Consider the following 15,656-nt stretch of genomic DNA (forward strand, 5'->3'; position numbering starts at 1 on the left):
TGGCTCTCCCTAGTTAGGATGCGCAGGCCGTACTGCTGTTGGGATCCTGGCGCAGGATTTCACGCGGCAGATAGGTGGAAAATTCCGGCATGGGAATTTGCTGTATCGCAGATCCCACGATGGGTGCAATCCATTGGAACTTCAGAGGGTTTTGGGGGTCAATGCGTACCCTCACGCCACCACAACTGGTTGAGTCGCACGTGGTGCTTTTGTTGCCTGCTGGGTCATACCAATCGATGGCGATATTGGAGGCAGTGAGTTGCGGCAGCCATGGCGTCATTTGACCCAGTACGAGATTTTTGGAGTTCGCGTATTGCGGGTCGGCGCACACCACCGCATAGCGTGCTCCGGCACGCGTGGCCTCGTTGGCTGCGGCCCAGCTATAGAGCAGGCGGCTGAAGTCCACCACGCCCAGCAGGAACATTAGAAAGATCAGCAGCCCCAGTGCAAATTCAATGAGGGTGGCGCCGCGCTGTGCAAGGTGTTTCATGTCGGCATCCTCATCGTGGCGGCGATATTGCCGAAGTTGATGCCGCCGTTTGCATCGGATAGCTGCAGGCCGAACACATTGGACACCATCGACTGGAAACGGTAGCTGCTCACGGTGACGGTCACGGTGCCGCTGGCCTGCCAGGTGCAACTGATCGCCGCATTGGCCAGGCCGGGCACCAGGGGCTTGTCGGCTGGCAGTGGATTGATGCTGCCGTACCGAACCAGCTTAGTGGCTGCCGACGGGCAGCTTGTGGGCGCAGGCGGCAATTGCACCGTCAGATAGCGCACGGCGTCGCGCACCGATTTGGTCACCGTGTTGTATTCATATAACGCGCGGCCAAACTCGATGACGATCATGCTTAGCATGATCATGAGGGGGATGCTTAGCGCCAGTTCAATTAGCGCTACTCCATATTGCAGGCGATGTTTGCGCATGATGTTCACCTCACCAGAACCGGTACTAGCGGGCCGGCCGTACCGCCTACCAGACCGCTGCCTTTGCAGGGGCTGCCGGGAGCTGTTGCCAGGCCCAGATATTCGAACGTCGATGTCATGGTGGATGGCTGCAGCGGCGTCAGCATCAGCATGCAGGCAAATTGATTATTGAAATAATTGCTCGAACCCGTAGTAATGGGTAGGGTCACGACGCGGCGGTCGGCACCATGGGCCATCAGGTCACCCTTCTGCGCTACGGTTTTGTAGCCACCGGTACTCACGCCGCAGGCGCCGGGATTGACACCGCAAGGCGTGAAGGCTAGGCGCTTGGCCAGAAAATCTTGATAGGCGTCATGTCCTGACGTCCAATTGGATGTGGTGTATATAAAGCTGGAGTAGTCAGGTGAGCCTGTGAGGGCAAAGTTGACTGCTGCCATGTTCTTGTCGGTGTAGATGCCAAAGCGGTAGTTCCAAACTTCGGCGATCTTGTTGGCTTGCGTACCTGGTGTGAAGATGGTTCCGGCTTTTGGGGAAACGCAATAGCCATTGAGCATATCGGCCTCGGTGCCCGAGGCGGATGTAGTGCCATTCAGATTGCCCCAGGTCATATTTCCAGATTTCGCTTGGCCGGGGTTAAAGGGAATCCATTGGCCGACGGTTGGCAAGCCGCTATCCCAGCGTAGCGCCACCGGAATGATGCAGGCCGATTGCGAAGGTGCGCGCGTGGCAACGGCGCGAGCCGCGACGGCGAGGTTATTTGCATAGGCGCTATTGCTGCTGAAGGCCGCCATGATCTGGAGCAACCAGGGTTTTAGCCCCGTCAGTGCATAGCTGCATTCGGCGTATTTGGCAGTGTTATCGGGAAAAACCGTGCTGTAGCTGCCGGTGAGCGTATCGCTGAAGTCGATATGAACCTGATTGGCTGAGCCGCTCTGAAATTGCACGCTGTTGCGGCCGCCCACCGCACTGCCGGCGCTGGTGGCGCGGGCCACGGCGCCGGGCTGCAGGTCCAACTCGCGTGCCGCTGCCAGCGCGCAGCTGTCGGCCGCGGTCTGTAGTTCGGTCTTAACGACAAAGAGCCGGCCAAAATCCAGCGCAATGCCCATAAAGCCCAGCAGGAACAGCATGAACAGCGCGAAGGTAATCAAAAAGGCACCACGCTGCCGTCGTAAAGCGGCGGCAGAACCACGCCGGGGTCGGGCTATGGGCCAGAAATATGGGTGGTTTTTCATGATGCATCGTAGAAATAGGGAGTTGACGGTTTGAGCAAAGGCCAAGACAACGCCATGGCTGTCGTGGCCTTTGCAGTGAGTTAAGGAGCAGCAGGAGCAGCGCAGTTGCCACCCAAGCAAGCATTAACCCTTTCAATCCATCCTGCAAAATCTAATCCACCGGTGCCCATCATCAAAAGAATCAGGCCCAAAGAAACCACTGCAACGATCAATGCGTATTCAATGATCTGCGCGCCTTCTTCGTCGCGGACAAAGGATTGCAGGGAATGGCCAAATTGCTGAGCGATCTTGTTCATGGTGATACCTCTAAAGTGAATAAAGAATGGAAACACATGAGATGCATGCCGACTTTTTGGAGCGGCGGTAAGTGGCGTGCAAGGCCGCGATGCGATCTGCTCTCCTTTCAAATTCAATGGTGTGGAACTGGTTAATCGGCTTCGGGAAATTCCGAGGATTAGGGGGTTCCGCCACCCCCTCCACCACTGGAGTTGCTGGTCAGCGAGCCGCCAATATTGATTACATTGACTGCTCGTGGCGGGGTTTTATAGCTTTGCTCGTAGCGGTCCATGGTGTGCGCCGTGGCACGGCCATCCATGCCGGTGGCGCTATCCACACCGACGCCAGGAGTCTTGCCGGCTTCAGGGTTGAGGGTCATCTGAATGCGCGCGGTGCGCACAGCCTCGCCAAAACGAGCATCGTAGTGAGGGGTCGTGCTGCTGCAGCCCGCCAGCAATGTAGCGGCGGCTAGGGGAAACAGGATTGAGCGTTTGAACATGGCTGGCCTCCGGTTCAGGTGGGCGGGTTCAGGGGGGCGGGACGGTCAACCGAGGGTTCGACCGGTGCTTGTGGTTGCAGCTCTTGTGGCGTTGCAGTCGGAACAGGTGCTTGCACAGGTGTCGCGGTGGTGGCTGGCATGGTCGCAGCGGGTGCAGTTTTCGCGGCAGGTGCGGGCTCGGAACTCTCCAGTGCACCGTTCAAGTAGCGCTCGGCGCGTGAGGGCGGCACATGGTTGTCGGTGGGCACTCTGGGTGCTTCTGCGAGTGCCTGCACCAGGCGCGGAGTGATGATGAACATCAACTCGGTCTGATCGGTCTGGAACTCGGTGCTGCGGGCCAGCGCGCCGAGTACAGGTATTTCACCCAGTCCCGGAAAGCGTTTGACGGCCTCGGTGATGTTGTTTTTGATAAGACCGGCAATGACCAGGCTTTGCCCGTCATTGAGCTGCACCGTGGTGTCTGCGCGCCGCACCGAAAGCGAGGGAATGACCGAGGTGGCGCCATTGATGGCGGTGAAGGGTGAGCCTGTCTGAGACAGATCGGACACCTCGGAAACCAGCTTGAGATTGACGCGCGAGCTACCCAGTACAGTGGGCGTGAACTTGACGCCAATGCCGAACTCTTTTTCCTCCAGTGTCATCACTGGCACGCCGTTGGCATTGCTCTGCGACACGGGAATAAAGATCTTGCCGCCCGAGAGAAAGCTGGCCTGTTGGCCGCTGATGGCCATGATGTTGGGCTCGGCCAGGATGCGGACCAGGCCATCGTCCTTCTGGCCGTCGATGTTGAGCGAGGCCTTGCCGATGCGCAGGGCACTCAACAGCGCGCTGCCGCCACTGAGGAAGTTGGAGGCGATGGTGTAGGTGTTCTGACCATTGATGGCCTGTTTGGCGAAGCTGGCGCCGAGCTTGTCGAGCAATGTCTTGCTGACTTCGGCAATCTTGACTTCCAGCATCACCTGATGCGGTGAGGTGGTGCGCAGCAGGTTGACGATTTTCTTGCTGTCGCTGTAGGCGCCGGCGAGCGTCACCACATCGTCCAGGCGTAGCGGATTGCTGATCTCTCCGCTGAGCACCAGGGCATTGTCGGCACCCTGGACGCGAATGCCGCGCTCCTCGGGCATGAGCTCGCTGAGCTTGGTTTGCAGCGGTCCCGGGTCCATGGTGACGATCACGTCCTTGATAAAGCAGGTGCCCTGGGCGTTTTGCAGGATGACGTTCATGGAGCCGGACTTGCGGCCGCGAAAGAACAGGTCTCGCGGGCTGAGCAATTGCACCTCGATATCACCCATGCCGTTCTGCATTTGCGGCTGGCTATTCGCGGCCATGGGTGCTGCTGCCTGGCCCGCTCCGGGCGTCTGGCCGCTGACCAGGATGCGCGCCATGGGCGAGCTCAGCGGAATGACCACGGATTTTCCCAGAGTGACCGTGGTCGGATCCTCCGTGCGGATGGCCGTGCAATTCCTGGCGGGCAGGGTGTTGCGGGGCGCTGCGGGAGCAGCCGTAGCTACAGGGCCGGGGGGCTGGGCAGGTGTGCCCGCAGATTGGGCCAGCACAGGCGTGGAGCTGGCGAGCAGCATGCTGGCTGCTATGTATAGGTGATGGTGTTGCACGGCCGACCTCTCTTAGTTGTTGCGAGTAGAAGATCAGAAGCAGTTGAGAGTGCGAGCACCGCCCTGGATGACCTCGACACAGGTGGCCGTCGAGGGCTGAGGTGCGGGCTTGGCTCGCTGCATCACGGGTTTGGCAGTCGCTGCGACCTTGACGGGTGCAGGGGTTGGCTCGGGTGTTCCAAACAGCTGGTGCTTGGTGATGCCAGCAGTGCTGGTGGGATCTTTGTCAATCTGGTTGCGCAGCACCAGTGAAAGAGTGCCCACGCTGCGTGCAAGATCGAGTTTCTCGGCATCTTCCGGGCTCAGCTCGAGGGTGACGGCGCTCACCACCTTGGGTTTGGTTTCGTCACGATCGGCTTCCTGGGCCACAGCCAGGACCAGCACGTTCTCCAGCACGGTTTTGCTGATCTGGCGCGACTCTTCTGTCTTGCCGTTCTGTTCCTGCTGGGCATTGACCACCACGTCTACGTAGTTGCCGGGCAGGGCGAAGCCCGCAACACCGACTACATCGTTGACGCGTACCGTCATGGCCCGCTTGCCCGGAGCGATGACGGCAGCCAGTCCGCCTTTGGTGCCTACGGGGGCCAGCTTGCCTTCGAGCACGGCTTCACCGCGCAGCACTCCGACCTTGACGACGCGATCCTGTAGCTGTTGCATATCATGGAAAGCGCCATCGGGTATGGAGCCCCGCGGCCAGTCCACCGTGTTCAGCATGTTCGGCAAAATCTTGCCGCCCAGTGGAATGTCGGTGGCAGCGACAACCACCTTGTCGGCGTCTATGCTGCCGCGCTGGGCCACCCAGTTGGCGGCGTAGACCGCTGCTGCCAGGCTGGCCAGTGCTGCGAGGATAAACAGAACCAAAGCTTTGAGGTTTTTCATGGAATGCTCCCGCTATGCCGTTGTGTAAGTGGCTATACCCAGGTGAACTGCCGAGCGACCAGGAACGCCAGGGTTCCCAGGGCGATGCTGACGCCGTAAGGCAGCTTGCCTATCGAGTGCGCCGAGCTGGAGCGGGCATCGGGACGGATCCCCGCAGCGACATTGACGTAGAGCAGCTGCACTGCCTCGGCCGAGTTGCGCATCAGCTTGCCGGCCATGCGATGCCAGAGTACGTAGGTGATAGCTACCAGGCCCCCGGTGATGAAGACAAAGAGCACGGTCTGCCAGGCGGCTGCTGGGCCGAGAAAGCTGCCGACCATGGCCATCAGCTTGACGTCGCCAGCTCCCAGGGCATGCATCAGATAGAGAGGCAGCATCAAGGCCAGACCTACTGCCATGCCGCCCAGTGCCCAGAAAAAGCCGCCGGTGTTGGGATGAGGGGCTAGCAGGCCGTAGAGCAGGGCCAGAGCGGCGCCGCCGAAGGTCAGGCGATTGGGAATGCGACGTGTGCGTAGGTCACAGATGCTGGCTGCTAGCAAAAGCAGCAACAGGATCAGCGAACGCGGCTCGGTGAAAACGGCGGCCACGAGTTCGGATGCTGCGCTGAGTTCGGAAGATGTCATGGTCAACCTCCAGTCCTGTGTTCAGCGAATCCTGTTCGGGCCTCAGAGTTGACGCTGGCTGTCTGCTGCGTTCAGCTCATCTGACTGGTGTTCACAGGATTCGGGCTATACGTGACTAAATACAATTTTTCTATCAACTTCATTCTTTTGTTTAATTTTGTGGAAATACTATTCCTATAGAAATCGCTTATCAATATGAGAGTTCGTAAGGATTTTTCTAATCCGCATGAGATGCAAATGTGACGCCGTTGTAGGTTGCGTAAGCATTGGTCTCATGCGCTGGCTGACGCAGATCGGTTCACGCCGCATGGTGGGTCTTGGGTTGTGAGCGAGAGACCTGTAAGGCGTGGGCTCGGGGCTCGGAGCCTGAGTGTCTGGGCTCTTTGATAGCTTCTGAGCAAGTCGCGCAGGCCTGCGAAGGCCTGCTTCCTGCCTGGCCGCTGCTCTCGGCGCAGGCTTGGGGGCGCGCTGAACTGTGCCCCGAGCGTTACCCATTTTTAGAAGCTTGCAGTGCCTATCGGTGTCTGGCCTGGCTGCTTCGGTATGTTGGGTCCGTGACTTTGGACAGGGTCGGAGCCAGGGTTGAGTAGCCGCTTTGAGGGATGGGGCTGAGGTAATCCTCGACAGCCCGCAGTCATGTGCCGAGGCAGTTTGTTCGCCAGGCGCCAAGGCGGCAGTCTGGCTGCCTGTCTGCTGTGGGGGCAGGCTCAATCCAGCCGATGCAGGATGAGCGCATTCGCATCGGATACGGGTTTATCAAAAAAATAGCTCCTTGCGACTGATATGCAATGACTTCGATGCGGAAAGACCCGGATGCGCTCATCCAGCAATCGCCAGTAGCTCTGATGTTGATAGCAATCGTCTTGCCGGCTTCAGGCGTTTGCCCTGCGCTGGCTGTGCAGGCCCAGCAGCACCAGCACGACGGCTACCAGGGGCAGCATGCCGATATTGATGCCGTTCCAGCCAGCGCTGTGCAGCAACTGCCCTGATCCGAACGAGGCCACGGCCACCGTGCCGAAGACCAGGAAATCGTTGAGTGCCTGCACCTTGGCGCGTTCCGAGGGGCGGTAGCACTCGGTCAGCAGCGCCGTGGCACCGATGAAGCCGAAGTTCCAGCCCACGCCCAGCAAAATCAGCGAGCCCCAGAAGTGGAAGATGTCCAGCCCCATCAAGGCCAGCACTCCGGCCGCGCCTATCATCAGCAGGCCCAGAGCGGTCACGGGCCGCTTGCCATAACGTGCAATCAGCTTGCCGGTAAAGAAGCTGGGCACGAACATGGCCAGCACATGCCATTGAATGCCCATGGCGGCTTCGCCCACGCTATGGCCACAGCCCACCATGGCCATGGGGGCGGCGGTCATCAGGAACGCCATCAGTCCGTAGCTGACCACACCGGCAGCGCAGGCCACGACGAACTGGGGCGTGCGGGCAATTTCGCCCAGAGGCCTGGCGTCGTCGACGACAGCCTTCTTGCTCTGAGGCGGCGGCAGACGCAGGCCCATGAGCAGAGGCAGGGCCAGCAGGGCCAGCACCGCCTGGCTGTAGAAGCTGCCGGCAAACGGTGTGGCGGGCAGGGCGTCGCGCGTCCAGATCACCACCTGCGGCCCGATGATGGCGGCAATCAGCCCCCCGATCATCACGCGCGAAATGGCCTTGGCCTGTTGCGCTGGCTCGCTCACCATATCGGTGGCGGCGAAGCGGTAGCTCTGCACGCAGGCCGCATAAAAGCCGGCCAGCGCCGTGCCGATGCAGAATGTGACGAAGTCGCTGTAGGCAATGCCTTGCGCGGCGACCACGCCGGAGATCACGCCCAGAACGGCGCCCAGCACATAGGCCGCGCGGCGGCCCATGCGGTTCATGATCCAGGCGGCCGGCAGTGTGGACAGCGCCAGCCCGAGCTGGTAGATGCTGACCGGCAAGGTGGACGCAGCGGGGTTGGACGACAGTTGCTGCCCGACCAGACCGCCCAGTGAGATGATGATGGGCGGAGAGGCACCTCCCAGGGACTGGGCTGCGACCAGCAGGCCCATATTGCGGCTTTGTTGTGTGTTGTTGTCTGATTGCATAAATCGCTTCGGCTGTCCATGCTTGTACGCAGATTTGTCACATCTTGCAGCATTCATATTGGCCGCACATTAAAAGGTTTGCTGTGGGCATGGTGCAGTCGCGAGCCTGGTGATCAAAGTGAATGGGAGTGATATGACGCTGAAATGCCTTATTGGCCGGGCTGCAGGCCTGAACATTGCTCTGGCGCTCATGAGCTGGGCGCGGATGGCGCATGCCGAGACGGCAGACGCCCCGCATGAAGCGGTGGTCTGGTCGGCGAGCTATCGCGGCGAGATCGCCGGCAAGGCGGTCAAGCTGGAGCTGTGGCGGCTCGACGGCGCCGTCGGAGGTAGCTATTGCTACGAGCCCTGCAATCGGCCCGGCGCAACACTTGATCTGGAAGGCTCGGCAAGCGGACAGCTGACCGAGACACCGATGGCGGGTGCAAGCGATCCCAAGCCTTCGGGCCGCTGGTCGCTAGCGGCCTTGCCGGGTATGGCGCCACCGCGTCTGCAGGGCCAGTGGCAGTCCGCGGATGGCAAAAAGCGCTGGCCGGTCAATCTGCTGCGCCAGTCCCCGGATTTCTCCCATGCAGTGCATTACGAGTTGCGTCTGCTGATGGATCAGAAGCTGCGCTCTCTGGCTGACTGCGGCGAACATACGGATCTCCTGGTTTCCGCCATTCAGGTCTATGAGCAGGGGCGTCTTAAGCAAAGCCTGCCGACCGCCGCCGTGGGCAGTTGCTGGCTGGTGCAGCCGCGCTGGGTGGATGCGAATTTTGATGGCTGGCCTGACCTGACCCAGCCGCTGGATCTGCCTGCGGGGCCGAATATTCAGCACCGCACCTGGCTTTACGACCCGGGCACGCAGAAGCAGGTGCTGGGGCCGCAGTCCCTGCAGGACATCAGCTCGCCCGCCTTCGATGGCAAGGCCAGGCGCATCTACAGCGAATGGCGTGCCAGCTGTTGCAGCCATGGTGTAAACATCTATGCCTGGAAGCCCGCAGGGCTGGAACTGGTCGAGCAGGCTGAAAGCTATATGCTGCCAGTGCGCAAGGGCGGCAAGCTCATGGCCTGCTATCAGGTGCCGGACTATGCGCAAGGCCATGTGCGCTGGCCTGCCGGCCTCTACCAGCGGGGCGGTGAGCTGAGTCTGGGACAGGAGCCCGCTGCCGACTGGTGCGATGCCGATCCTGCTGCGAGCATGGGCCAGAACCAGGTGCAGGTGCTGGCCGAGCCCAGACCTGGACAACCACCCCAGATCCTCAAGGCCTATGGCGCAAGCTACCGCAAGGTCGATACGCCCAAAGGTGCCCGTTACTGCCCCGATATCGCAGTCTTCGATGCCGATGCCCACAAGGTGGTGCGTGTGCTGATGAGTGAGAACGCCGAGCAGAACTGCGAAACGGAAAATCCCGCAGGGGGGCAGCCCTGAAAGCGGTTTATCGCTATGCATGGAAATCGCTTGCTGCTATCGTTTTGAGAAGGTTTGCTTGTTATACAATTTAAATAATTGAGATTCATTCTCAACAAGCCTTAGCCACGCACTTCGTTTTAGCCATAGGAGATCGATCAAAAACGAGGTCTACATGGCAACCCCAGTTCGTGGCGGCGCAGGCAAGGCGCCGTCGGCTTCAGCGCTCGCATCCACGCAGTTCGCTCCATTCGCGCATTGGCTATCTTCTGCTGTGTGCTGCAGCCCCCGTTCAGCCGTAGGGCTGGCTGTGTTGGTGGTTTTGAGTGCCGGCGCCCAGGCACAGACCCAGATACCGGACCAGCAGGAAAAACGCCTGAGCGAAGTCACGGTTTCCGGCAAGCAGGACGGCAACGCTCTGCCTGCGCTGGCCTCTGGTGCTCAGGTCGCCAAGGGCGCAGGCCTGGGGCTGCTAGGCAATGTGGATTTGATGGATGCCGCCTTCAACATCACGGCCTATTCCGAAGAGCTGATCCGCGACCAGAATGCGGCCACGGTGGCTGCCGTGCTGGAAAACGACTCTTCGGTGCGCTTCACCACCAATACCGGCCATGTCAACGAGAACTATGTGATTCGGGGCTTCGACGTCAACGCCAGCGAAGTGGCGTTCAATGGCCTGTATGGCCTGGCGCCTGACAGCCATGTACCGACCGAGATGACAGAGCGCGTGGAACTGCTCAAGGGCCCGGGTGCGCTGCTCGGCGGCATGGCTCCCAATGGAGCGGTGGGCGGCGTGGTGAATGTGGTCAGCAAGAAGCCGCTGGCCGATGATCTGACGCGGCTGACCACTACCTTCACCTCGGGTTCGCAGCTGCAGGAGCATGTGGATGTATCGCGGCGCTTCGGCCCCGAGCGCCGTCTGGGCATACGCTTTAACGGCGCGCTGTCCAGCGGGGAGACCGAGGTCGACGACCAGAAGCGCCGCCGCCGTCTGGGCGCCGTGGCGCTGGACTATCAGGGCGATCGCTTCACGCTGGGGCTGGATGCCTATCACTACAAGGTGAACCTGGACAACGGCAGCCCGGTGATGGTGAGCTTTGGCAAGATGAAGAATCTGATCGGCGCGCCGGATGCCAGCAACAATCTGTTCCGCGGCGTCAACACCGAAGTGGAGAACAAATCGGTGGCGCTGCGCGGCAGCTTCGAGCTCAGCGACAACTGGCAGCTCTACGGCAGCCTGGGCAAGGCCTGGCATGACTATGCAGGTCAGCCCACGGGCACGCGCGTGGTGCTCAATGCCGTGGGAGACGGCTCCGCCGTGGGCCAGACCTATAACCTGCAGGGCTATACCAATAGCACGGCGCTGGATGCGGGTTTGCGAGGCCGCTTCAAGATCGGCGATGTGGGCCATCAGCTGGTGTTCTCGTTCAACGAGCTGCAGCAGCAAAGCGGGCGCGCGCTGCCCATCGTGGTCAGCAGCAGCTACACCACCAATATCTACGACCCGATGCTGCCGGTTCTGGCAGGCCCGCGCAATGCCGTGCGCCAGGAAAACGACAATGTGATCCGCAGTTTCGCCGTGGCCGATACCCTGAGCCTGCTGCAGGACAGGCTGCAGCTGACGCTGGGAGTGCGCCACCAGCGCGTGAATCAGAAGATGAAGGGCTACGACGAGAGCGCCGTCACTCCCATGCTGGGCCTGGTGGCCAAGCCCTGGGGCGAGGATCTGTCCTTCTACGCCAACTACATCGAGGGGCTGAGCCCCGGTCTCGAGGTCGGCTCCACCTATGCCAATGCCGGCGAGACATTCGCTCCCTACAAATCCAAGCAGATGGAGGCGGGCGTGAAGTGGCGCCGCGCAGGCTGGACGAATACGCTGTCGCTGTTCCAGATCGAGAAGCCTTCGACCACCATCGATACGGCGGCCAATACCCTCAAGCTCAATGGCGAGCAGCGCAATCGCGGCGTGGAGTGGAATACCTTTGGTGCCGTGAGCCCCCGCTTGCGCGTATTGGGCGGCATCACCTATCTGCAGCCCAAGCTGACCAGCACCCAGGGCGGCAACAACGACGGCCATGATGCTTTCGGCGCGGCGCGCTGGGCGGCCAATCTGGCGGCAGACTGGGATGTGCCGGGCGTGGCCGGTCTGGCGCTGAACGCACGCCTGGTGCATACGGGCAAGCAGTGGGTCAACTCTGCCAACACCTTGCGTGCACCGAGCTGGACGCGCTTTGATGTCGGCGCCCGCTACACCACGCGCATTGCCGACAAGAAGGTGGTGTTGCGCGGTACGGTGGACAACGTCTTTGGTCGCACTTACTGGGCTGGAGCCTTTGCCGACAACTTCCTGACCGTGGGTGCACCGCGCACCGTGCGCATCAGCGCCGCCGTGGACTTCTGAGGCGAGGTACGCATCAATGCATGAAAATCTTCAAGGTTTGTGCTTGCCGGTGACGGGACACAGGCCATCCGGAAAAGGGGTGCGCTCCTTGCTTGTTCCTGGTCTGCTTGCGGCCAGCGTCGGCATCGGCGGCCAGGCCGGTGCGGCCCGGCCCTTGCCTGCCGACACCGTTCAGAGCGCGGGCAAGGCAGCCTCATTGCTTTCGGTGCGGGAGCTGCTCTCCGGCAGGCTGGCGTCGGGACAGAAGCTGAGCCTGCAGTTGGAGGCTCCGGCCGGCGCAGTGGTTCGCGGCAATCTGCAGGCGCTGGGCGTTGTGCTGGATGTGGAAACGCCTGACGGGCGCCATCTGCGGCGGCTGAGCCAGGGCGCAGGCGTCGATCACGCATTCACCTGGCAAAGCCGGGGCATGGCGAAGGAGCGTCTGGTGCTGCGCGCCGAGAAGGTCCAGTCCTATGCGTCGGCGGCAAACGGCGTGTCGGCGGCGCAGGGCGGGCACAGCGACGCTTCGACCTATGCTGCGCCCATTCCTGGTGCCTACGAGCTGACGATCACCCAGGTGCTGGCGCCGTTGGCGGCCGGCCATGTGCCTGCGGCAGAGATCGAACCAGAGCCGCTGCGCAGCCCCAGGCTAAAGGCCTTGCAGGCGCGGCTGGCGCAGGGCGGTGACAGCCGCAGCTTCTGGCAGGAAATGGAACGCCAGGGCACGCCGCTGATCGAGCCCTGGGATGCCGAGCACCAGCTGGTGAGCTTTGTCTGGCGCGGCGCCGGGCAGTCCGTGCGGCTGTTCGGAAGTCCATCGGGCAACCATGAGCCTCTGCAGCGCCTCGGAAGCAGCGATGTCTGGTGGGCCAGTTTCGTCATGCCCAGGGATGCGCGGCTCAGCTATGGCTTTGCTCCCGATGTGCCTCCGGTCTCGGCCGACGCCATGATTCAGCGTCGAGCCATTCTGTCCACTTTGCAGCGCGACCCTCTCAATCGCAAGAGCTGGGGGCGGTCTGCGGATTTGCAGGCAGCGCAGGATCGCTACGACGGACGCTCCGTGCTGACGCTGGCCAAGGCGCCGCCCCAGCCCTGGAGCCAGCCCCGTGCCGGCGTGGCTGCCGGCCAGTTGCAGCGTCACTGGCTGGACAGCCAGGCGCTGGGCAACGGGCGCGACATCTGGATCTACAAGCCGCAGAGCTGGCAGCAATCCGATGCGGCTCAGCGTTCCCTGCTGGTGCTGTTCGACGCCCAGGCCTATCTGCGCCAGGTTCCCACGCCCGCCATCATCGACAACCTCATGGCCGACGGCCTGCTGCCTGCAACAGCCGTCGTGCTGGTGGCCAACGGCGCAGGCGACGCGCGCAGCCGCGAGCTGCCGCCCAACCCGGTGTTTGCCGACTTCATGGGCAAGCAGCTCATGCCCTGGCTCAAGGCTCAGGGCATAGCGGCCGGGCCCGAGCGCACGGTGATTGCAGGATCGAGCTATGGCGGCCTGGCCTCAAGCTATGTGGCGCTGCGCTATCCGCAGTGGTTTGGCAATGTGCTCAGTCTTTCGGGCTCCTATTGGTGGGCCCCCAAGGGCGAGTCGCCCAATTGGCTGGCTCGCCAGTATGAGCAAGCACCGCAACTGCCCATTCGCTTTTACTTTGATGCCGGCCTATACGAAGGGGCTCGCGGTGGTCAGGCAGGCATACGCGAAACCAGCCAAGAGCTGGGTAATGTGCTGCGTGTCAAGGGCAACAAGGTCGTGCAACGTGTGCACAGCACCGGTCATGACTATGTGCATTGGCAGGGTTCGCTGGCCTGCGGGCTGCTGGCGCTGACGGGGCGCGAGCCATCGACCGAGGGGCTCAAGGAGCAGGTCGCACAGGCTTGCGGGCTCTGAGTCCGGGGAGCACAAAAAAAGGGGCTGCAAGCCCCTTTTTTGCTTTTGGCCTGCAGCGCTCGTTCGCAAGCGCTGCAGGCTTTTCCATGCCAGCTTCTACTTGAGCTTGTTGCCGCATTCGCCGCAGAACAGGTCATTGGCGGCTACCGGGGCGCTGCAGGCGGGGCAGCTCGGCGCAGTCTGAGCCTGGCGGGCTTTCTCGGCGGCCTCTGCTTCGGCGCGGGCGCGGGCTGCTTCACGCTCGGCAGCCTGCTGCCTGGCCAGTTGCTCGGCCTGGGCTTTCAAGCGCTCTGCTTCTGCTTGCTGACGTGCTTCTTCGGCAGCCTGGGCTGCGGCGTGCTCCTCAGCGGCCTTTTGTTGTGCAGCGCGCTCTGCGGCCTGGGCTTCGGCCCGCTGGCGTGCGGCCAGTTCCTGAGCTTCGGCAGCCGCACGTTCGCGTGTCGCACGTTCCCGTGCAGCTTGCTCGGCGGCCTCGGCTTCAGCCTTCAGACGGGCTGCTTCGGCCTCGGCACGCAGGCGTGCCGCCTCGGCTTCGCTACGTTGGCGGGCGGCTGCCTCTTCAGCGCTGTGATGTGCTTTTTCCACCGCATCGGCGGCAGCACGCTCGCGCGCCTGCTGCTCGGCAAACGCCTGCTCGGTGGATGCTGCTGTGGCTGCAGTCAGGCCCGCGGCAGCCGCTGCTGCGCCAGCCGTTGCTGCGGCAGCCGTTGCTGCGCCAGCGCTGGCATTGCTGTCGGTGCCGGGTGGGGTGTCGGTGGCGGAGGGCTTGGCTGTGGCCTCCTGCAGGCGCTCGCTGGCAGCCTGCTTGGCGCGCTCGGCCGCGGCCATGGTGCGTTCTGCGGCAGCCATGGTCTGGGCCTTGGCTTCCTCGGCTTTTTTGCGCACATCGCCAATCAGGCTGTCCAGCGCACCCTCGGCCTCGGCAGGGTCCACGCTTTCACGGGCCTGCAGATAGATCAGATTCATGCCCATGATGGCCACCTGGGCCAGCAGTGCGCCCACCACGCAATAGAGAACGCCCAGGCCGGCGATGAGGCCGGTGCTGCCGCCACCCATCATGCCCATGGGGTTGAAGCCACCACCGTAGCCACGGCCGTAGCCGCCGCCCATGAACATGCCGGCCATGGAGCCATCTCCGGTAATGCTCATGGCCATCCCGGTCAGGGAGACGGTTGCAGGCACCAGTCCGGCAAACAGCATGAAGCAGACCAGGCCCAAAATGACATAGAGCACGACTTCCATCAGCACCACTTCGACCAGGCGCTTGCGCGCGATGCTCAGCACATTGGCCAGCGCAGCCTTGACGGACAGGCCGCTCCACAGCGCAGGGCCCATCAGCGGGCCGACGACCCAAATCATGGCGATCAGCAAGGCTGCGGCGACCAGCACCAGAATCGGGTGGGCCACAAAGGCCAGAATGCCGCCGAGCACGGGAATCTTGCAGATGAAGTAAATGACGGCAGCCAGCAGGTAGTAGGCCAGCGTGGCAACAAATATCGCGAGTCCGACCAGCAGGAATTTGGGCAGGCACAGCAGACCGGCCGATGCCGCAGCCGAGAAGGAGCGTACGGGCTCGTTCCTGGCCTTGTCCATGAGCATGATGCCGACGCCCGAAGAGCCAGCCAGCAGCGCGACCACGGCCGCCAGCATGAAGATCAGGTACATGAAGAAGCCGGCCTTGACCAGCATCCAGGCTGCACCTGCTATCAGTGCACCGGTCAGCAGCAGTGTCAGAAAGCACAGCAGCAGCGGTCGCCACTGCGTCAGTCCTTCGGCGGCTCTGGCGAGGGTGGCAAAACGTATTTCTCCCAGGGGTTGCTCTCTCATTTTTCGTCCTGTCTGGTGGTTGAGGCTGGCTGGTGTGGCGCGATGAGCCGCTG

At 62.0% G+C, this 15,656-nt stretch carries 13 protein-coding genes; 3 read left to right on the forward strand and 10 right to left on the reverse strand.

Annotated features, from left to right (window positions below; translation table 11 throughout):
* Window positions 1–13: 13 nt before the first annotated feature.
* From CSE6_RS07045 to CSE6_RS07085, 9 genes are all read right to left on the reverse strand, one after another.
* Window positions 14–490 carry a TadE/TadG family type IV pilus assembly protein gene (locus CSE6_RS07045; RefSeq protein ID WP_034352122.1) on the reverse strand — a complete coding sequence of 159 codons (477 nt, stop codon included), beginning with the start codon at window positions 488–490 and terminating at the stop codon, window positions 14–16.
* Complete coding sequence (locus tag CSE6_RS07050; protein WP_034352229.1) at window positions 487–927, reverse strand: TadE/TadG family type IV pilus assembly protein; 441 nt, start codon at window positions 925–927, stop codon at window positions 487–489. Before CSE6_RS07050 ends, CSE6_RS07045 begins: the two co-directional genes overlap by 4 nt.
* Before the next feature lie 5 nt (window positions 928–932).
* Window positions 933–2,204, reverse strand: coding sequence for a pilus assembly protein TadG-related protein (locus tag CSE6_RS07055; RefSeq protein ID WP_238585650.1), 1,272 nt, complete (start codon window positions 2,202–2,204; stop codon window positions 933–935).
* 35 nt (window positions 2,205–2,239) lie between these two features.
* Window positions 2,240–2,455, reverse strand: a complete 216-nt coding sequence (locus tag CSE6_RS07060) for a Flp family type IVb pilin (RefSeq protein ID WP_034352125.1) — start codon at window positions 2,453–2,455, stop codon at window positions 2,240–2,242.
* A gap of 158 nt (window positions 2,456–2,613) precedes the next feature.
* Window positions 2,614–2,934 carry a lipoprotein gene (locus tag CSE6_RS07065; protein WP_034352128.1) on the reverse strand — a complete coding sequence of 107 codons (321 nt, stop codon included), beginning with the start codon at window positions 2,932–2,934 and terminating at the stop codon, window positions 2,614–2,616.
* A gap of 14 nt (window positions 2,935–2,948) precedes the next feature.
* A complete protein-coding gene (locus tag CSE6_RS07070; RefSeq protein ID WP_034352132.1) occupies window positions 2,949–4,514 on the reverse strand; it encodes a type II and III secretion system protein family protein in 1,566 nt (521 codons plus the stop codon).
* A 66-nt stretch (window positions 4,515–4,580) separates the two neighbouring features.
* The gene (gene cpaB, locus CSE6_RS07075) at window positions 4,581–5,426 is read right to left on the reverse strand and encodes a Flp pilus assembly protein CpaB (protein WP_034352135.1); all 846 of its coding nucleotides are present in this window, start codon (window positions 5,424–5,426) and stop codon (window positions 4,581–4,583) included.
* 32 nt (window positions 5,427–5,458) lie between these two features.
* Window positions 5,459–6,049 carry a prepilin peptidase gene (locus tag CSE6_RS07080; protein ID WP_034352138.1) on the reverse strand — a complete coding sequence of 197 codons (591 nt, stop codon included), beginning with the start codon at window positions 6,047–6,049 and terminating at the stop codon, window positions 5,459–5,461.
* A gap of 872 nt (window positions 6,050–6,921) precedes the next feature.
* Complete coding sequence (locus tag CSE6_RS07085) at window positions 6,922–8,115, reverse strand: MFS transporter (protein WP_059440195.1); 1,194 nt, start codon at window positions 8,113–8,115, stop codon at window positions 6,922–6,924.
* Window positions 8,116–8,248: 133 nt separating this feature from the next.
* Here CSE6_RS07085 and CSE6_RS07090 point away from each other — a divergent pair, with 133 nt between their 5' ends.
* The 3 genes from CSE6_RS07090 to CSE6_RS07100 all read left to right on the forward strand — a co-directional run bounded on the left by CSE6_RS07090 (window position 8,249) and on the right by CSE6_RS07100 (window position 13,776).
* The gene (locus CSE6_RS07090; protein WP_059440196.1) at window positions 8,249–9,529 is read left to right on the forward strand and encodes a hypothetical protein; all 1,281 of its coding nucleotides are present in this window, start codon (window positions 8,249–8,251) and stop codon (window positions 9,527–9,529) included.
* A 154-nt stretch (window positions 9,530–9,683) separates the two neighbouring features.
* Complete coding sequence (locus tag CSE6_RS07095; protein WP_059440197.1) at window positions 9,684–11,909, forward strand: TonB-dependent siderophore receptor; 2,226 nt, start codon at window positions 9,684–9,686, stop codon at window positions 11,907–11,909.
* 79 nt (window positions 11,910–11,988) lie between these two features.
* Window positions 11,989–13,776: an enterochelin esterase domain-containing protein gene (locus CSE6_RS07100; RefSeq protein WP_238585652.1), complete on the forward strand. Its 1,788-nt coding sequence runs from the start codon at window positions 11,989–11,991 to the stop codon at window positions 13,774–13,776.
* 96 nt (window positions 13,777–13,872) lie between these two features.
* Here the strand turns inward: CSE6_RS07100 and CSE6_RS07105 are convergent, their stop codons facing one another.
* On the reverse strand, window positions 13,873–15,603 hold the full coding sequence (locus CSE6_RS07105) for a zinc ribbon domain-containing protein (RefSeq protein ID WP_059440199.1): 1,731 nt from the start codon (window positions 15,601–15,603) through the stop codon (window positions 13,873–13,875).
* Window positions 15,604–15,656: the final 53 nt, after the last annotated feature.

The organism is Comamonas sp. E6 (genome assembly GCF_001010305.1).
Classification (GTDB): domain Bacteria; phylum Pseudomonadota; class Gammaproteobacteria; order Burkholderiales; family Burkholderiaceae_C; genus Comamonas; species Comamonas thiooxydans.